This is a genomic window from Citricoccus sp., from assembly GCF_032154715.1.
GTDB lineage: Bacteria > Actinomycetota > Actinomycetes > Actinomycetales > Micrococcaceae > Citricoccus.
In genome coordinates, this window is the sequence record NZ_JALDXU010000072.1 from 1 (window position 1) to 16,190 (window position 16,190).

Annotated in this window: 17 protein-coding genes and 1 pseudogene; 10 read left to right on the forward strand and 8 right to left on the reverse strand. The window is 66.3% G+C overall.

Annotated elements, in window-relative coordinates; genetic code table 11:
* Positions 1 to 71: 71 nt before the first annotated feature.
* Genes RUH65_RS11650 through RUH65_RS11660 form a run of 3 tightly spaced genes read right to left on the reverse strand, consistent with a single transcriptional unit; the run spans position 72 to position 2,949 of the window.
* Entirely contained in the window at positions 72 to 1,283 is a 1,212-nt protein-coding gene (locus tag RUH65_RS11650) for a hypothetical protein (RefSeq protein ID WP_313817599.1), read from the reverse strand.
* Positions 1,280 to 2,299, reverse strand: a complete 1,020-nt coding sequence (locus tag RUH65_RS11655) for an ABC transporter ATP-binding protein (protein WP_313817600.1) — start codon at positions 2,297 to 2,299, stop codon at positions 1,280 to 1,282. Before RUH65_RS11655 ends, RUH65_RS11650 begins: the two co-directional genes overlap by 4 nt.
* On the reverse strand, positions 2,296 to 2,949 hold the full coding sequence (locus RUH65_RS11660) for a TetR family transcriptional regulator (RefSeq protein WP_313817601.1): 654 nt from the start codon (positions 2,947 to 2,949) through the stop codon (positions 2,296 to 2,298). Before RUH65_RS11660 ends, RUH65_RS11655 begins: the two co-directional genes overlap by 4 nt.
* 721 nt (positions 2,950 to 3,670) lie before the next feature.
* On the opposite strand from RUH65_RS11660, the gene RUH65_RS11665 reads away from it, so the two are divergent.
* From RUH65_RS11665 to RUH65_RS11675, 3 genes are all read left to right on the forward strand, one after another.
* Positions 3,671 to 4,375: a hypothetical protein gene (locus RUH65_RS11665; protein ID WP_313817602.1), complete on the forward strand. Its 705-nt coding sequence runs from the start codon at positions 3,671 to 3,673 to the stop codon at positions 4,373 to 4,375.
* 106 nt (positions 4,376 to 4,481) lie between these two features.
* The gene (locus RUH65_RS11670; RefSeq protein WP_313817603.1) at positions 4,482 to 5,732 is read left to right on the forward strand and encodes an MFS transporter; all 1,251 of its coding nucleotides are present in this window, start codon (positions 4,482 to 4,484) and stop codon (positions 5,730 to 5,732) included.
* A complete protein-coding gene (locus RUH65_RS11675) occupies positions 5,725 to 6,510 on the forward strand; it encodes a MerR family transcriptional regulator (protein ID WP_313817616.1) in 786 nt (261 codons plus the stop codon). The genes RUH65_RS11670 and RUH65_RS11675 overlap by 8 nt, the downstream gene beginning before the upstream one ends.
* A 209-nt stretch (positions 6,511 to 6,719) precedes the next feature.
* Here RUH65_RS11675 and RUH65_RS11680 read toward each other — a convergent pair whose 3' ends face one another.
* Complete coding sequence (locus RUH65_RS11680) at positions 6,720 to 7,283, reverse strand: dihydrofolate reductase family protein (protein ID WP_313817604.1); 564 nt, start codon at positions 7,281 to 7,283, stop codon at positions 6,720 to 6,722.
* Positions 7,284 to 7,429: 146 nt separating this feature from the next.
* Positions 7,430 to 8,401: an aldo/keto reductase gene (locus RUH65_RS11685; protein WP_313817606.1), complete on the reverse strand. Its 972-nt coding sequence runs from the start codon at positions 8,399 to 8,401 to the stop codon at positions 7,430 to 7,432.
* Between the two features lie 107 nt (positions 8,402 to 8,508).
* Here RUH65_RS11685 and RUH65_RS11690 point away from each other — a divergent pair, with 107 nt between their 5' ends.
* Both RUH65_RS11690 and RUH65_RS11695 read left to right on the forward strand, forming a co-directional pair.
* The gene (locus RUH65_RS11690) at positions 8,509 to 9,963 is read left to right on the forward strand and encodes an MBL fold metallo-hydrolase (RefSeq protein WP_313817607.1); all 1,455 of its coding nucleotides are present in this window, start codon (positions 8,509 to 8,511) and stop codon (positions 9,961 to 9,963) included.
* A 39-nt stretch (positions 9,964 to 10,002) separates the two neighbouring features.
* Entirely contained in the window at positions 10,003 to 10,482 is a 480-nt protein-coding gene (locus RUH65_RS11695; protein WP_313817608.1) for a VOC family protein, read from the forward strand.
* A 70-nt stretch (positions 10,483 to 10,552) separates the two neighbouring features.
* Here the strand turns inward: RUH65_RS11695 and RUH65_RS11700 are convergent, their stop codons facing one another.
* Both RUH65_RS11700 and RUH65_RS11705 read right to left on the reverse strand, forming a co-directional pair.
* Positions 10,553 to 11,122: a hypothetical protein gene (locus tag RUH65_RS11700; protein WP_396180135.1), complete on the reverse strand. Its 570-nt coding sequence runs from the start codon at positions 11,120 to 11,122 to the stop codon at positions 10,553 to 10,555.
* 11 nt (positions 11,123 to 11,133) lie between these two features.
* Positions 11,134 to 11,784, reverse strand: coding sequence for a hypothetical protein (locus RUH65_RS11705; RefSeq protein WP_313817610.1), 651 nt, complete (start codon positions 11,782 to 11,784; stop codon positions 11,134 to 11,136).
* Positions 11,785 to 11,911: 127 nt separating this feature from the next.
* On the opposite strand from RUH65_RS11705, the gene RUH65_RS11710 reads away from it, so the two are divergent.
* Together RUH65_RS11710 and RUH65_RS11715 are read left to right on the forward strand one after the other, a co-directional pair.
* The gene (locus RUH65_RS11710; RefSeq protein ID WP_313817611.1) at positions 11,912 to 12,352 is read left to right on the forward strand and encodes a DUF3054 domain-containing protein; all 441 of its coding nucleotides are present in this window, start codon (positions 11,912 to 11,914) and stop codon (positions 12,350 to 12,352) included.
* 59 nt (positions 12,353 to 12,411) lie between these two features.
* A complete protein-coding gene (locus RUH65_RS11715; protein WP_313817613.1) occupies positions 12,412 to 12,702 on the forward strand; it encodes an Lrp/AsnC ligand binding domain-containing protein in 291 nt (96 codons plus the stop codon).
* An 84-nt stretch (positions 12,703 to 12,786) separates the two neighbouring features.
* Here RUH65_RS11715 and trpD read toward each other — a convergent pair whose 3' ends face one another.
* Positions 12,787 to 13,845: an anthranilate phosphoribosyltransferase gene (gene trpD, locus RUH65_RS11720; RefSeq protein ID WP_313817614.1), complete on the reverse strand. Its 1,059-nt coding sequence runs from the start codon at positions 13,843 to 13,845 to the stop codon at positions 12,787 to 12,789.
* Between the two features lie 343 nt (positions 13,846 to 14,188).
* Between trpD and RUH65_RS11725 the strand changes: the two genes are divergently transcribed.
* From RUH65_RS11725 to RUH65_RS11735, 3 genes and pseudogenes are all read left to right on the forward strand, one after another.
* Positions 14,189 to 14,827, forward strand: a complete 639-nt coding sequence (locus RUH65_RS11725) for a heme-copper oxidase subunit III (RefSeq protein WP_396180132.1) — start codon at positions 14,189 to 14,191, stop codon at positions 14,825 to 14,827.
* Positions 14,828 to 14,923: 96 nt separating this feature from the next.
* The gene (locus RUH65_RS11730; protein ID WP_313817615.1) at positions 14,924 to 15,727 is read left to right on the forward strand and encodes a cytochrome c; all 804 of its coding nucleotides are present in this window, start codon (positions 14,924 to 14,926) and stop codon (positions 15,725 to 15,727) included.
* Between the two features lie 67 nt (positions 15,728 to 15,794).
* Positions 15,795 to 16,190 (forward strand): annotated as a pseudogene (locus RUH65_RS11735) (ubiquinol-cytochrome C reductase); the annotation flags it as partial.

The following is a 16,190-nucleotide window of genomic DNA, read 5'->3' on the forward strand; positions in this document are numbered from 1 at the left end:
GGGCGGGTCGGGGCGGGCCCGGTCGGGGCGGGTCGAGGCGGGCCGGGTCGGGACGGTTCAGGTCAGGGCGGTCAGGACAGGGCGATGGCCAGGGTCGGCAGGCCCAGCAGGAGGAGGTCCAGACCCCAGTGGCCCAGGATCAGCGGGGCGATCATCACGAAGGACAGGATGACCGCGGCGAACTCCGCGGTCAGGTCCGTACCGTCCACGGCGATCCACTCGGCGAGGGCAGGATTCTCCTCCAGCATGCCGTCGAGCGAATTGGCCAGGGACCCCATCGCGATGGCGAAGAAGAACACGCCGACGCCCCATGCCAGGGCTGAGCCTCGTTGGAGTCGGCCGGCCAGGCCCGCGGTGGAGTGCAGGGCGCGGGCCGCCGTTGCCGGCCCGCGGCGTGCCGGACGCAGTCCGGCACCGAGGTCACGCCGGTGGGACCCGATGATGGCCACCGCGAACAGGACGACGATCACGGCGAGGGACACGGCCAGCGGCCACCACCGCAGGTCCACGAAGAGACGGGTCTGTTGGGGCCAGGCGAAGGGGGAGAACCAGGACAGCCAGGAGCCGGTGTTCTCGAGCACGTCGCCCACGCCTCGGAGCAGGTAGGCCACGGCCACGCCCGCCATGGCCATCCCGGTGGCGCTGCGGGCGTGTTCGGTCACTTGGGCGGCCACCGTGGCCAGGGCGGCGAACACCAATCCCGTCAGGGCGGTACCCGCACCGAAGGCCAGCGAACTGTCCAGGTCCAGGTCCTCCTGGCCCACCGACACCAGCCCGAGGGTGGTGGCCCCACCGACGAGGACACAGGCCAGCGCCACGGCCGTGACGGCCGCGGCGGCCGGAGCGAAACGGCCGATCGGCAGGGCTCGGATCATCTCCAAACGTCCGGATTCCTCCTCCGCGCGGGTGTGCCGGACGGCCAGCAGGATGGCCATGATGGCGGCTGTGAGGAACACGTAGAGGCTGAGTTCGTTGGCCACCATGGCGCCGAACGTGTAGTCGTCCGCGGCGAAGGCCGGCCCGGTCATCATGATGGTGGCCGGGTTGGTCAGCAGGGCACCGCGCGCCTGGATGGCCTCCTCCGTGGTGAAGGCCTGGTCCAGCGAGTACACGGATCCGTAGACGCCGAGACCCACTCCGGCCGTCCAGAGGAGGATGCGGACCCGGTCGAGCCGAAGGTTGAGCCGCAGCAGCGCGCCGGTACCGGTGAACGGCGATCCGGCTCTCGGCGTCGCGTGGGCGGGACCCACTCTCGGAGAACGGCGTCGGCCGAGGACCGTCATCGAGATCCCTCCCGCTCGTGGTGCTCCGAGGGGCGGTCCCGGTCCTGATTCCCTTCGCCGTAATGGCGGAGGAAGAGGTCCTCCAGCGACGGCGGTGCGATGGTCAGGTTCTGCACCCCGGTCTCAGCCAGGACGCCGAGCACCCGGGTCAGGTGGTGGTGGTCGACGTCGAAGCGGACGCGCCCCTGGTCGACGGCCAGGTCGTGGATTCCTTCCAGCCCGTCCAGCCCCTGCAGTCCGGACGGCCCTGCGGTAGCCGGCGGACCGGCGTCGAGGGTGGCGTTCACCGTGGACCGGGTCAGGTGACGCAATTCGTCCAGGGTGCCGCTCTCCACCGCCTTTCCCGCGCGGATGATGGTGACCGTGTCACAGAGCTTCTCCACCTCGGCCAGGATGTGACTGGACAGCAGCACGGTTTTCCCCTCGTCCCGGAGGGCGCGGACCTCGTCCTGGAAAACGGCCTCCATCAGGGGATCCAGCCCCGAGGTGGGCTCGTCGAAGATGAACACCTCGGCGTCGGAGGCGAGGGCCGCGACGAGGGCCACCTTCTGGCGGTTGCCCTTGGAGTACGTGCGGGACTTCTTGGTCGGGTCCAGCTCGAAGCGTTCGAGCAGCTCTTCGCGCCGGACATTGTTCGAGTGATTCCCTGCACGATTCCCAGCCTTGCGGCGATCCTGTCCTCGCAGACGGGCCAGCACGTCGATGGCCTCCCCACCGGTGAGGTGTGGCCACAGGCTGGCGTCGCCGGGCACGTAGGCGAGCCGGCGGTGGATGGCGACCTGGTCCGCCCAGGCATCCTGGTCCAGAACGCGGGCCGTGCCGGCATCGGCTCGGAGCAGTCCAAGCAGGATCCGGATGGCGGTGGACTTGCCGGCACCGTTCGGGCCCAGGAAGCCCGTGACCTGGCCCGTGGGCACGCCCAGGTCGAAGCCGTCGAGGGCGCGGGTGGCACCGAAGGTCTTGACCAGACCTTTCGCTTCGACGGCGATCGCTGGCATGGCGGGGTGTGCGCTCATGACGTGGTCCTTTCGGTGTTCGCGGCAGAATCCTGTCCCTCAAGGTAGGCATCCAACAGGGCGGAGTCCGGGAGGAGTGGCTCCGTGAAGAGTTCCAGGGCAGGCAGGACGATACGGTCCACATAGGCGGCGAACCAGGCGGGCAACTCGGTCAGGTCCAAGCGGTCTTTCCCTGCGGGAAGGTTCAGCAGCAGGGATCCGAGGGCGAAGTCGGTGAGGAGGCGTGCCCGGGCCGCTTCGTCCCGACTGGGGGAGATGGTTCCCGCGCGCACGCCGTCCCTGAGGTAGTCGACCGTGTCAGCCACCATGCCCTCGACCAGGTGCCCCGTGAGCCCACCACCGGTCTGCAGGCACCGCAGGAGATAACCGACGAGAGGGGCGTAGCCCTCGAGCTGGGCCAATTGCGCCAACATCGCCGCAGGTGCGCCGGCGGGCAGCATCAGTTCCGCTTTGTTGTCCCGGATCGACGACTGGACATAGTCGTCACAGGCGCGGCGCAGGCCGGCGCGGGAACCGAAGTGGTGCATGATCAACCCGGCGCTGACGCCGGCGTCGGAGGCGATGGAGCGCAAGGGGGCGTCTAGACCGTCCTGGGCGAACCGCTGGATGGCGGCGTCCCGAATGCGGGCCTTCGTGGTTTGATCATCCACAGCTGAACACATGTTCAATAGACTAAACACCTGTTCAAGTCGTGGTCAAGGAGTCGTCACCGGACACTCTCCAGGGCGTGGATGGCGACCGATGACCTCTCCAGGTCACCGCGGGCGGCGGACTCATTCGGGGTGAATTATGTCAACCACTGGGCCAGATTGGATCGATCGGGCGTCCGCAGCCAGGGGCGGCGCTGATGTCCATCACCGTCAGCGACAGCCAGCTACGGTCAGCTACGGTCAGCGACGGTCAGCGACGGTCAGCGACGATGGGTTCGGGCGCCAGGCTTCTCGAGGCCGTCCACGCACCAGCACGGCTGTCTGCTCTCGATCCATCCGGCGATTCAGCACCCGACTCAGCGTGCTGTCCGACACTCTCCGCGCTGCCACGCAAACGCCGATAATCTACATTATGTCAACTAGCAGTCTGCGTATTGCATCAGATGAATCAACTCTGCGAGCCTGGCACCCTTGCCCTAGTAGTTCAGAACAGGGCGGCACCTGCCCCGAGTGTCTCGAAGAACGCCTGAGGCCGGGGCCGGCTAATATCGACGGCCACCCGATCTGCTCTACCTGTGCTGCGATCCCCGATGACTTCCACTGCGAACGCTGCGACATCGAAGCCGGGCACCATCGCGGTCGACTCTGCGCACGCTGCGCCCTGCGCGACGACCTCCACGGATTGCTCGGCGGTGAACCGACCGACCCCGCGCTGGTCGGCTTGATTGACGCACTATGTGACTCGGACCGGCCCGAGTCGATCACCGTCTGGAAGCGCTCGGCCACAGTCCACACTCTGCTGCGTGAGCTGGGCGAGGAAACCATCCCCGTAACCCGCGAGGGGCTCGACACCGTCCCCGGCAAGACGAGGGAGCACCTGCGGGCCCTCCTCCAGCACCACCGCCTGCTCCCCCAACGTGACGTCTACCTGCGCAGATTCGAGCAATGGATAACCGCGAAGCTCGACGGCCTCCCGGACGAGGTACGCCAGCCCGTGCAGCACTTCGCCACCTGGCACCACGCCACCTTTCCGACCAACATCTTCGACGACGGTGACACGGGCACGAGTATCTCGCTCGGCGCGCACCTGACCGACGTATCCGAACCGTTCGCCTCACGCGTTCGCGTGCACCTCGCCGCGCGGCCAGACCTCCGAACCGGCGCCGGGCCCGAGAGCTCCTGGCTCTTCTCCAGCACACTGGCCGACCGCCACTTGCACCCCAACTCCGTCATGGACCGGCTGCGCGACCTGGGCATCAACCTCCTGGGCGCCCGCCACCGAGCCATCGGTGAGCTCGTCCTCGGATGCCCGCCCTCGCTCGTCGCCGAGATCCTCGGCTACAGCACGCAGGTGGCGTTCCTCCACGCGAGCAAGGCTGCCGAGCCATCGGCCGGCTATGCCGGCCGATCCGTCAGGTCGCCCTGAGCGTCCCGAAAGCCGATGATCCTGCGGGCAGTTGGGGATGCGAGGCCCCGGGGGTCGCTCGCTCGTCGGTTGACTCCGACGCGACGTCGTAGTTTTAGCTCATCCCATGAGACTTCTCCCCGCAACGTACCTGGCTTCGTACACCCTCTCGGCACTTGGGAACTCGATCGCGGCCATCGTGCTGCCTCTGCTGGTGCTCCAAACCACAGGCAGTGCCTTGGCCGCGGGCACCGTGGCAGCCGCTACCATCGTGCCCGCCGTCCTGGCCGGAATCTTCATGGGCGTAGTGATCGACAGGATTAATCGACGTACCTCATCAGTGCTCACCGACCTCATCTCCGCCCTCGCGATGGGAGCCCTCCCCCTCGTCGACATGATCACGGGACTCTCTGTTGGCTGGTTCATCCTCTTCGGAATCATCGGCGCCATCGGAGACGTCCCCGGAATCACCGCACGCGAAGCTCTACTCCCCGCCATCATCCGACACGGCAGTGTCTCCGCTGAACGCATCACCGGCACCCGCGAGGCACTCGGTGCGGTCGCCATCCTCGTCGGCCCCGCAGCCGCAGGATTCATGCTCACTGCCTTGGGCGGCACTACTGCCCTCTGGGTCACGGCCGGCACCTCACTGGCCGCTGCGTTGCTGACCATACTGATTCCCCACCATGTAGGAACACTCGAAGTCACAGCCACGGTCAGCGGGGCCCCGGTACACCGAGTCTGGGGGCAGTTGCGCGAAGGGTGGACCGAAATGATTCACAACCAGTTCGTTCTGGTCACCACGATCTTGACCACATCCGCAGTCATCGCCATAGGCGGACTCCAGGGCATCATCCTGCCGCTCTACTTCACCGAGATCAACCGACCGGGCCTCCTCGGCTTGGTCCTGAGCGCCATCGCTGCAGGGTCACTGGTCGGTGGAGGGATCTACGCTGTCGCTGGAACGCGTGGTTCTCGCCGCGGCTGGTTCGTCACGGGCTCTCTGGGCAGCGTTCTCGGCCTCGCCATCGTGGCGTCGTTGATGTCCGTGTGGGTGCTGTTTCTCGGCGCGTTCGTCCTTGGACTCTCCGTCGGGCTCTTCGGAGCACTGGTCGGAGTGCTCTCCATCGAGCGCATCCCGGAGGATAAGCGCGGCCGAGTGCTAGGCACCCAGAACACGTTCGTCACAGCAGCCTCGCCCCTGGGCATCTTTCTGGCCGGGGCCATGACAGAACTCCTGGGACTGCATACCGCACTGGTAGTGCTCGCTGCCCTGTGGTCTGTTGGACTCCTAGTGGCGTTGTGCGCCCGGTCGATGCGTAACCTGGATCAACCTGTCCCCACTGCCAAAGAGCTGGAGGCGATGCGTGATGCGTAGCCGCGACCTTGCTGACCGCGCCGGCATCACCGTACGTACCCTGCGGCACTATCACCAGATCGGCCTCCTGGAGGAGCCGGCACGGTCTAGCAACGGTTACCGCGACTACAACACCCACTCACTGGTCAAGGTCCTGCGGATCCGGCGCCTGGTCACCCTCGGCTTTTCCCTGCCCCAGGTCGCAACCCTGCTCCAGGGCAACGAGCCGCCACCAGGCACAGTGTTCGACGCCCTGGACGAGGAATACGCGGCACAGATCAAGCACCTAACTCGACAACGCGAACTGCTGGCTCATCTCAGACGATACGAGGCATTGCCCGACCTCCCTCCGGAAATCGCCCCGTTCCACAGCGTCCTGCGACAATCCGGTCTGCCAGACAGCGCGGCAGCGACCGACCGTGACCACACCCTGCTCCTGCTGCACCTCATCGGCAAAGAAGGACAGGAGTACCTGCGAGTGATCTACGAGTTGCTCAGCCACCCGCACCGAGCCTCGTCCGTTGCGGCAGCAATGACGGCCTGGGCGAGCCTTGACGGCGAAAGCACCTCTGACGACATCATGAAACTCGCCCACCAGCTCACCGACCTGTTCCAGCCCGTCGTCGACGAACTTGCTGCACTGAGAGTCGACCTTCCGGACTTTTCAGAGCCGCCTGAGCGGACTTTTCAGCAACACACCTCGAACTACCTCACCCCAGCCCAGCAGGCCGTCCTTGAAAAGGTCCGAGCCGACCTCGACAACTCGACTGAGAACAGTCGCCCCATAGGTCCAGGGTGACAAGACATCTGGCGCCCGCGTGGGTGTCAAAAAGTCAATCAGATACATGATCGAACCGCCTTAGATAAGATGTTGCTTCGATCAATAGAATCTCGCCTAGCTTTTGCGACCAAACAACCGGCCGCTCAGCCTGCACATTGGCCCCATTAATGGGGGGTCAAGACGTCGGATCTTGATACGCATGCTGTCCAGTAGCGGAGCGAAGGTCCTCAGCGCCGCGCCTCGTACCTGGTCAGGAGCACGCCGTCGGGAAACACCCGGGTCTCCACCAGGCTCAGGTTCACCCAGTGGTCCAGGGTTGGGAAGAACCGCGTGCCGCCGCCCACCAGGACCGGGTGGGTGACGATCGCGTACTCGTCGATCAGCCCGGCCCGCATGGCTACCCCGGCGAGGGCGGCACCGCCGACGTCCATCGGACCGCCATCCTCAGTTTTGAGTCGACTGATCTCGTCGACAGCGTCGCCGGTGACCAACCGGGCATTCCAGTCGACCTTGCTGGCCGTCGAGGAGAACACCACCTTGGGCATGTCCCGCCAGCGGCGGGCGTACTCCACCTGCGCCGGTGTGACGCCAGGCTGCTGATCGGCGGTCGGCCAGTGCGAACTCATCGTCTCCCACAGCTTGCGTCCGTACAGCGCCAGTCCCGTGGCCCCCACCCGGTCGGACCACCACTGGAACAGCTCGTCGCTCGGAACGCTCCAGCCGAGGTCGTCGCCGGGCGCGGCAATGAAGCCGTCCAGGCTCACGTTCATCCCCCAGGTCAGTTTCCGCATGGCGTCAGTGTCCCGTGAGCCGGTCTTCCGAGTACAGACCAGGACGGCGCGGAAAGTCCATCGGGGGTGGTTTCCTCACAGGCGTCTACCAGAGGAAGCGATGGCCCGGCGAGGTCAGAGGCTCACGGTCACGGCCTCCCCCACGGTCAGGCGAAAGGGCGGGAGGCAGCGTCCAGTCCTCGACGTTCAGCATCGGTCAGGGTCAGGGAGCCGGCGGCCATCAGTGCGGGCAACTGCTCGGGAGTGGACGCAGAGGCGATCGGTGCGGTGACCCCCTGCGCGAGCTGCCAGGCCAGAGCCACCGTCGCGGGATCGACTCCGCGGGACTCGGCCACCCGCACCAACTCCTCCACCACGGCGAAGCCGTCCTCGGTGGCGTATCCCTCGACCATGTTCTGGCGGGATCTGCCCTCAAGGTCGGCGGCTGAGCGATACTTTCCGGTGAGGAAACCGGACGCCAGCGCGAAGTACGGGAAGGTGGCAGCGCCGAACTCACGCGCCATCGGCAGGTAGGCGGTTTCGAATTCGTGGCGGTGGACCAGGTTGTACTGCGGCTGGATGGCCACCGGCACCGTCAGGCCGTTCGCGGTGGCGTACTCGAACCACTGGCGCATGCGCTCCGGCGAGTAGTTGGACAGCGCAATGTGGCGGACCTTGCCGGAGGCGACCAGGCCGTCATAGGTGGTGGCCTGGTCCTCGATCGAGACGTTCTCGTCGTCATAGTGCGAGTAGTACACGTCGATGTAGTCGGTCTGCAGTCGATCGAGTGAGGCTTCCAAAGCCGCCACCACGGAATCATGCTGTTGGTTGTCATAGGGCGCCAGGCCGCCCATCTTCGTCGCCAGGACCACGGTGTCCCGCGTGCCCCGGGCGGCGAACCACTGCCCCAGGATCTTCTCCGAGTCACCGCCGGTATGGTCGCCGGCCCAGACGGCATACAGGTCTGCGGTGTCGACCAAGGTTCCACCCGACTCAACGAAGGCGTCCAGCACGGCGAAGGAGGTTTCTCGATCCGAGGTCCAGCCGAAGGTGTTGCCGCCCAGAACGAGCGGCAGGGTGGTGTACTCGGTGTCCTGGAGAGTGATCGCGGTGGTCTGCAGCATGCTGGAGCTAGTCATCTGGTCACCCTATCGGCTGGAAGAACGGTGGGACGGCGGCAACCAAGCCTCCACCACGGCCCCACGTTCCACTAATCTGTGCACCACCGCCTTCAAGGAGCACCACCATGTTGCTGGAACGGATCTACGACCACGACCTGTCCCAGGCCAGTTATCTGCTCGGTTGTCAGAAGACCGGGGAAGCCATCGTGGTGGACCCCCGGCGGGACATCCAGGAGTACCTGGACCTTGCGGCCCGCAACGGTCTGGAGATCACCGCGGTGACGGAGACCCACATCCATGCCGACTATCTCTCCGGCTCCCGAGAACTCGCCCACGCGACCGGCGCCACGCTCTGGGTCTCGGCGGAAGGCGGCCCGGACTGGCAGTACGGTTTCGAGGCGGAACGGCTAGGTGACCGTGACACGATCACCGTGGGCCTCGTCACCCTCCAGGCACTGCACACCCCCGGGCACACCCCGGAGCACCTGGCCTTCCTCGTCACCGATGGCGCCGTCACCACCGATCCGGGGTATCTCCTCTCGGGAGATTTCGTGTTCGCGGGCGACCTCGGCCGGCCCGATCTCCTCGATGAGGCGGCCGGCGGCGTGGATACCCGATTCGAGGGGGCCCGGCAGCTGTTCGCCTCCCTCCGGGACGTCTTCCTCGCGCTTCCCGATCACATCCAGGTCTTTCCGGGGCACGGTGCCGGGTCGCCGTGTGGCAAGGCACTCGGTGCGCTGCCGTCCACCTCCGTGGGCTATGAGCGGCTGTACTCGTGGTGGGGCAGGCACCTGGCGGCCGGGGACGAGGACGGATTCATCCAGGACCTGCTCGATGGCCAACCGGACGCCCACGCCTACTTCGGGCGCATGAAACACCAGAACCGCCAGGGACCAGAGGTCCTGGCGCCCAGGGCGGCGCTGCCCGAACTGGACATCGCCATGGTCGCAGCTGGTCTGGAAGACCGGTCCCTCGTGCTCGTGGACACCCGCTCGGTCAAGGCGGTCCACCGCGGAACAGTGCGGGATGCGCTGTCCCTGCCCAACCCGGATAAGGTGGCCAGCCACGGAGCGTGGGCCTATGACCCCGAACAGGACTCCACCCCGATCGTCCTCCTGGCCGGGGACGGCGAGCAGGCCCAGCGACTGTGGGACCGTCTGGTCCGCGTCGGCATCGACCGGGTGGTGGGCTACGTCAGGGGCATCGAGGGGCTACCGAGCGCCACTCCCCTGGTCCTCTCACCCGCCGACCTCGACTCCGCCGACGATGCCGTCCTCCTGGATGTGCGCAGCAAGGGCGAGTATGCCGACGGCCATATCCCCGGCGCCCGGCAGCTCAATGCCGGCAAGGTCCTGTGGACTCAGGATGCCCTCCCCCGCCAACGCGTCATCGTGACCTATTGCCAGACCGGCATCCGCAACTCCGTGGCCGCCTCCGCTCTGCGCCGGGCCGGCTTCACCATTGCCGAGCTGGAGGGCTCCTATGCCGGCTGGCAGGCCTGGGCGACGCAGTCTCCGGAGCCGTCAGGGTCACCCGTGCACGACGCCGGCCTCGCTCCCACCGCAGAGTCCGTCGCCTGAGTCTGTTCCGCCGGCCCGCTTCGCTCCTAGGCTGTGGCGATGACCACTGAGCTAACCCCGAGTCCCGTCGGGCCCGCGTACGGCTTCCAGCTCTGCGTCGACAGTGCACGCCCGCACGAGCTGGCCGACTGGTGGGCCGAGGCCCTTCGCTGGGAGGTCGAGACGCAGGACGAGGACTTCATCCGCCGCATGGTGGCCGAGGGACACGCCAGCAACGCGGAGACCACGACCCACGGTGGCCGATTGGTGTGGGCCAGCGGCGCCGCCATCAACCCACCCGGAGACGCTGCGCGAGAGGGCGATCGGCCCCGCATACTCTTCCAGGCCGTCCCCGAATCCAAATCGGTCAAGAACCGGGTTCACTGGGATCTACGAGAACCCGGCGCCGATGATGAACGCCGCAGTGATGAACTGCAGCGGTTGATCGATCTGGGTGCCACGCAGATCGGCACGGGACGCCAGGGTCCATGGACCTGGACGGTTCTGCAAGACCCGGAGGGCAACGAATTCTGTCTCTAGTGACGGTCAGGAGTCGCCAGCATCAGCTCGCCCTCTCCTCTGCTCTCCCGATCGTGAGCCTGCCAGGGCATCAGGCCAGCAGAACAGCCACGCCCACACAGGCACACGCCCACAGCTGACTCGCGAAGGTCCCCAGGATGAAACGCTCGGCTGCGCCGGACTTGCCCAGTTCCGAATACCGGCCCAGAGCCTTGACCGCCAGGATGATCGCCAGCCCCTCGGGCCAGCCCATGATCAGCGTTGAGGCCACTGCCAAACGCTCGAGGACACCGATCCAGGCCCCGCCTCGCAAGACGGGCTGCGCGTTGACCTCCTCGTTGAAGACCTGCTCACCCTCTGGTCCAGTCAGGACCCGCTGGTGCTCCGGGTGGGACGCGTTGAAGGACAGTCGTAGGATCGCCACCGTGGGAGAACCGCCCCCGACCGTTGCTGCGAGAACGGCCAAGGGCCCTGCGACGGCCCATCCCGCTCCCCCGCCAGCGAGCAGCGCCACCACGGCGGCGGCACCCAACAGGAGGATCTGGGCCAGCGCGGAGCAGTACAACCAAACCTGTGGGCGGTCCGGCGTTCCTCGCCATCGTTCAAGATACTGGGGCACCGCGACGAGGCCGGACACCGCCAGCAGGACGACCGACACCACGGCCAAGCCTGTCATCCTTGCCCCCCTCCGTCATCAACCAGCCGGTCAACGCGCTCCAGCATGCCAGAGACCACGGACGCCAGACGACGGGACTCACCCCACAGGCCCGCACGCAACCGCGAACTCACCGCTTGCTGCGTGACGCCCAGCTCACGGGCGGCCTCGCGTTGGGTCTTGCCGGCGTCCATCAGCCGACCGGCATCCTGCCCCTCGTCGCTGCGTCGATGCTCGAGTTCTGCCAACAACTGCAGGCTCGCCTCGATCGCCTCCAGGAGCTCGGTCGCCTCGTCTCCTCCCCCGACTGCGGTGGATGAGTCAGCGGAGTCGGTGGCATCAGTCGAGCCACCGTTGGCGACGGGCCCGGCCACGGCCACCCGACCGGGTGAATGCTTGGCTCGTTCGACGGCGCTGCGGGCGTATTCAAAGGCGGGCCCGGCACCGGCACGCGTCTCCGTCGGCAGGGGCTGGCGTACCTGACCCACCCCGATTCCCACGCTCCAATGACCCGACCGCGCCGCCGAGAGGGCGATGCCCACCACGATCTCGGCGCGCTCCACCACACCCTGCACCTCGTCCCCCGCTGTGCGCTGGAACGGGCGGACGATCCCACGACCTGGCTCGTCCGCCTCCTGCTCCACGAGCCCCTCGATGAGGGCGGTCACCCGATCCGGTCCTCGACTGGAAGCCCGCTGATCCATCGTCATCACGAACATTTCACAAGCCTAGCGCTTAGTATGCACCTACACAATGATTCAGATTTGTCTGTCTGGACGCAGCTAGAGTGGAGGGATGCCTGCCTCCTCCACGACACCACCCCCGGCCGACGCGCGGACGGCGCGGAACACGTCCCCCGGGGCCTCGCGGTGGATGTGGATGAGCCTGACGCTGGACGCGGTGCTCATCGTCCTCTTCGCCGCACAGGGGCGCACGACCCACGAGTCCGGCACGGACCTCGGCGGTCTTCTTTTCACGGCGCTTCCCTTCCTGCTGGCCTGGGCCATCGCCACCGCCGTCACACGCCCGCACCGCACGTGGACACAGATCTGGCCGGCCGGCGTCGTGGTGTGGCTCGTGACCGTAGCGGGCGGCCTCGCCCTGCGGGTGGCCTTCGGCGGCACGGCCGCTCTGGCGTTTCAGGGGGTGACGGCGGGCGCCCTGGCCGTGCTTCTGCTGGGCCGCCGCGCTGTCACCGCGCTGTTTCTGCGATGGCGACGCCGAACCCGGTCCTAGGATGGGCTGGAGACAGACGGGACCACACAGAACCACCCAGAATCACCAGGAGGAACACGATGGTGACAGCCTTCGTCATGATCAAGACCGACCCGAACCGCATCCCGGAGTGCGCAGAGCAGTTGGCCGACCTGAACGGCGTCACGTCCGTCTACTCGGTGACGGGGAACTGGGACCTCGTGGCCATGGTGCGTCTGCGTCAGTACGAGGACCTGGCCGACGTCATCGCCGACCAGATGTCCAAGGTGGAGGGCGTCAGGGACACGGAGACCATGCTGGCCTTCCGCGCCTACTCTCGCCATGACCTGGAAGAGGGCTTCGCCCTCGGCTTCGAGAACATCGAGCAGTAGGACTCCTCGGCCCCTCAAAGGGGGCGCCCAGGGCAGCCCAGCGATGCCGGTGGCCCGGGCCCCAGGCCACCGGGGCAACGGAGCTCAGGAGTGTGAGACCTGCACCCAGGAATCCAGAGCCTTCTGGGCGGCGCCGGAATCGATCGATTCGGCCGCTCGCAGCATGTTCGCCTTGATCCTCTCGAAGAGGTGTCCCTCCGCCGAGGTGTCGAAGGCGGTGAGGCCAGCGGCCGCATTCAGCAGCACCGCATCCCGGATCGGACCCACCCGGCCCGCCAGCAGGTCGCGGACGATCCCGGCGTTGTGCTGGCCATCCCGACCAGCCAAGGCCTCCACGGCCGCCAGGTCGATCCCGAAGTCCTGCGGGTTGAGTTCATGTTCGGACACCACGCCGTCACGGATCTCGAAGATCGTCGACGGGCCGGACGTGGTGATCTTGTCGCGGCCGTCGCTGCCGCGGAAGACGAGTCCGCGCAGCCCACGGTCCGCAAGCACACCGGCCAGCAATGGCGCCATGCGGGCGCTGGCACATCCCAGCGCCTGGGCGCGCACACCCGAGGGATTGGTCAGCGGGCCGAGGTAATTGAAGACGGTCGGCACGCCCAGTTGCTTGCGCGCCGGGGCCACGTACTTCATGGACGGGTGGTACCCCTGCGCGAACAGAAAGGTGATCCCCGCCGTCCTGGCACACTCGAGCACCTTGTCCACTGACATGGACAGGTCGACCCCGAGAGCCTCGATCACGTCGGCAGCACCCGCCGTGGAGGACGCACCACGGTTGCCGTGCTTGACGACCGTCGCTCCCGCGCCCACGGCCACCAGCGACGACATCGTGGAGATGTTGGCCGTTCCGAGCTTGTCTCCACCCGTACCCACGATGTCCAGAGTCTCCCCCGGAACCTCAAGGTGCACCGCGTTGTCCAGCATGACCTGGGTCAAGCCCAGCAGTTCCCCGACTGCCTCTCCCTTGGCGGCGAGGGCCACCAGGAACCCGGCGATCTGCGCGTCCGTGGCGTTGCCGGACATGATCTCCCGCATCGCCCACATGGCCTCGTCAGTGGTGAGGTCCTGACGGGACACCAGGCGCCCGAAGACGAAGGGCCAGGACAGGGATGCAGTCGACGAAGTACTCACCCGAATCATGCTATCCCCGCGCCGCGAGACGCCCGTCGCCTGCGACCCACTATTGCAGTCGACGTGGCGCGGGTCATATTCTCGGTTTCGGGCGGACAGTGGTGAGACCGGCGTCGAGTACATGAAGCCAGTTCTCCCAGCCCTCTTCCCAGGCGGCCTGCATTAGGACATACTCATGACTCGTAACCTCGTGGCCAGTCCGGAGCGAAACGTCCAGTGACCTGCAATCCTGCGAGATTGCTGGACACCGCTGGCGAGCTCAGTGGGAAATAGCTCAACACGGGAAGAACGGGAAACGCCGAAACGTTCGTCGCATTGGAGCCATAGGGTGTTTTAGGGCCATAATGGCTGGGTGACGACTGCAACCCATGCCCTCCCCCGGCCCGCAACTGGGCTCCCCAGCCGACCCAATATGGTGCAAGTGGGCACCATGGTCTGGCTTTCCAGCGAACTCATGTTCTTCGGTGGCCTCTTCGCCATGTACTTCACGTTGAAGTCCACCTCCCCCGAGTTGTGGGCCGAAAGCACCGCGGACCTGAACGTTCCCCTGGCGTTCGTGAACACTCTGATCCTCGTGGCCAGCTCCTTCACGGCCCAGGCCGGCGTGTTCGCTGCCGAGCGCCTCCAGCCGCGCCGCACCGGAGGGCTGCTCGCCCTCAAGAGCTGGGGCATGGTCGAGTGGTTCATCCTGACTTTCATCATGGGTGCGATCTTCGTCTCCGTGCAGTGCTACGAGTACGCGGTGCTCATTTCCCACGGCATCACGATCGACGCCCATGCCTACGGCTCCGCGTTCTACATCACGACCGGCTTCCACGCCATCCACGTGACCGGCGGACTCATCGCCTTCCTCTTCATCATCGGACGCGCCTACCTGGCCAAGCGCTTCGGGCACCACGAGGCCACCTCGGCCATCGTCGTCTCCTACTACTGGCATTTCGTCGATGTCGTCTGGATCGCCCTCTTCGCCATCGTCTACTTCCTGAAATAGGCCACGCCGACCTCCCGGCACACCCGCACCACCGAGGTACACCGGATTCGGAACGTCACCCTCCTCCGGTCACAAAAGAAACGTTAGGAACCAACCGTGAAGGCACTTTCACAGAAACGGCGCCACCCCATCGCCGGGCTCGCGCTGCTGCTTCTGGGACTTCTCATCACCGGCGGCCTGTACTCCGTCGCCAGCACCATGAACCAGGCCCAGGCCTCCAACACGGGTTCTAGTTACAGCGCAGAGGACATCACTGAGGGCGAGAAGCTGTTCAACGCCAACTGTGCCACCTGCCACGGCGTCGAAGCCGTCGGCACCCAGGACGGACCGACCCTCGTCGGCGTCGGCGCCGCTTCCGTCAACTTCCAGGTCGGCACCGGTCGCATGCCGATGCAGATGCAGGGACCTCAGGCCCAGGCCAAGCCGAATCAGTTCAGTGACGAACAAACCGCGCAACTGGCCGCCTACGTCGCCTCCCTCGGTGCCGGACCTGCTATCCCGGACGAGCAATACCTGGACACAGACCACGAAGACGTGGATCTGGGCAACGGCGGCACCCTGTTCCGCGTGAATTGCGCAATGTGCCACAACGCAGCTGCTGCTGGCGGTGCCCTCACTCGTGGCAAGTATGCTCCGTCGCTGGCCGGCGTCTCCGAGCAGCACATCTACGAGGCCATGATCACCGGCCCACAGAACATGCCCGTCTTCAGTGACGCCAACATCAAGCCGGAGGACAAGCGGGACATCATCGCCTTCCTCAAGCAGATCGAGAGCCAGGGCTCCCCGGGCGGCGCCTCTCTCGGCTCGCTGGGCCCCGTGTCCGAAGGACTCCTGGTCTGGACCGGAGGGCTCGCCGTGCTCATCGGCTTCATGGTCTGGCTGACCACGCGGTCCTCCTGACCTGACGGCGCCGTGGGGGCGCCGGTCACACACAACGTCACATCACTCAAGCAAAGGATTCAGATCTATGTCTGAGCAAAGCCACGGAGGCCCGGAGCACACGGGCGCCGTTGAGCACGCCGGTGTGGAGGAGTCGGGCACATACGCCATCGACAACCCCGGCCTCCCGCCGCATCGCCCGCGACTGGCAGACGAGGACCCGAAGGCCGCCAAGCGCGCGGAGCGCCAGGTCGCCTTCCTGTTCGGCATCTCCATCGTGGGAACGCTCCTGTTCTTCGTGGGCTACTTCGTGGTCGGACAGATCGGACCCGACACTCCCGTCGCCACGGTCCGCCTGCAGAACATGCTCCTCGGACTCGGCACTGCCTTCGCCATGCTGGGCATCGGCGTCGGCATCGTGCACTGGGCCAAGACCCTGATGCCGGATCACGAGACCACCGAGCTACGCCACGAGGTCCGCACC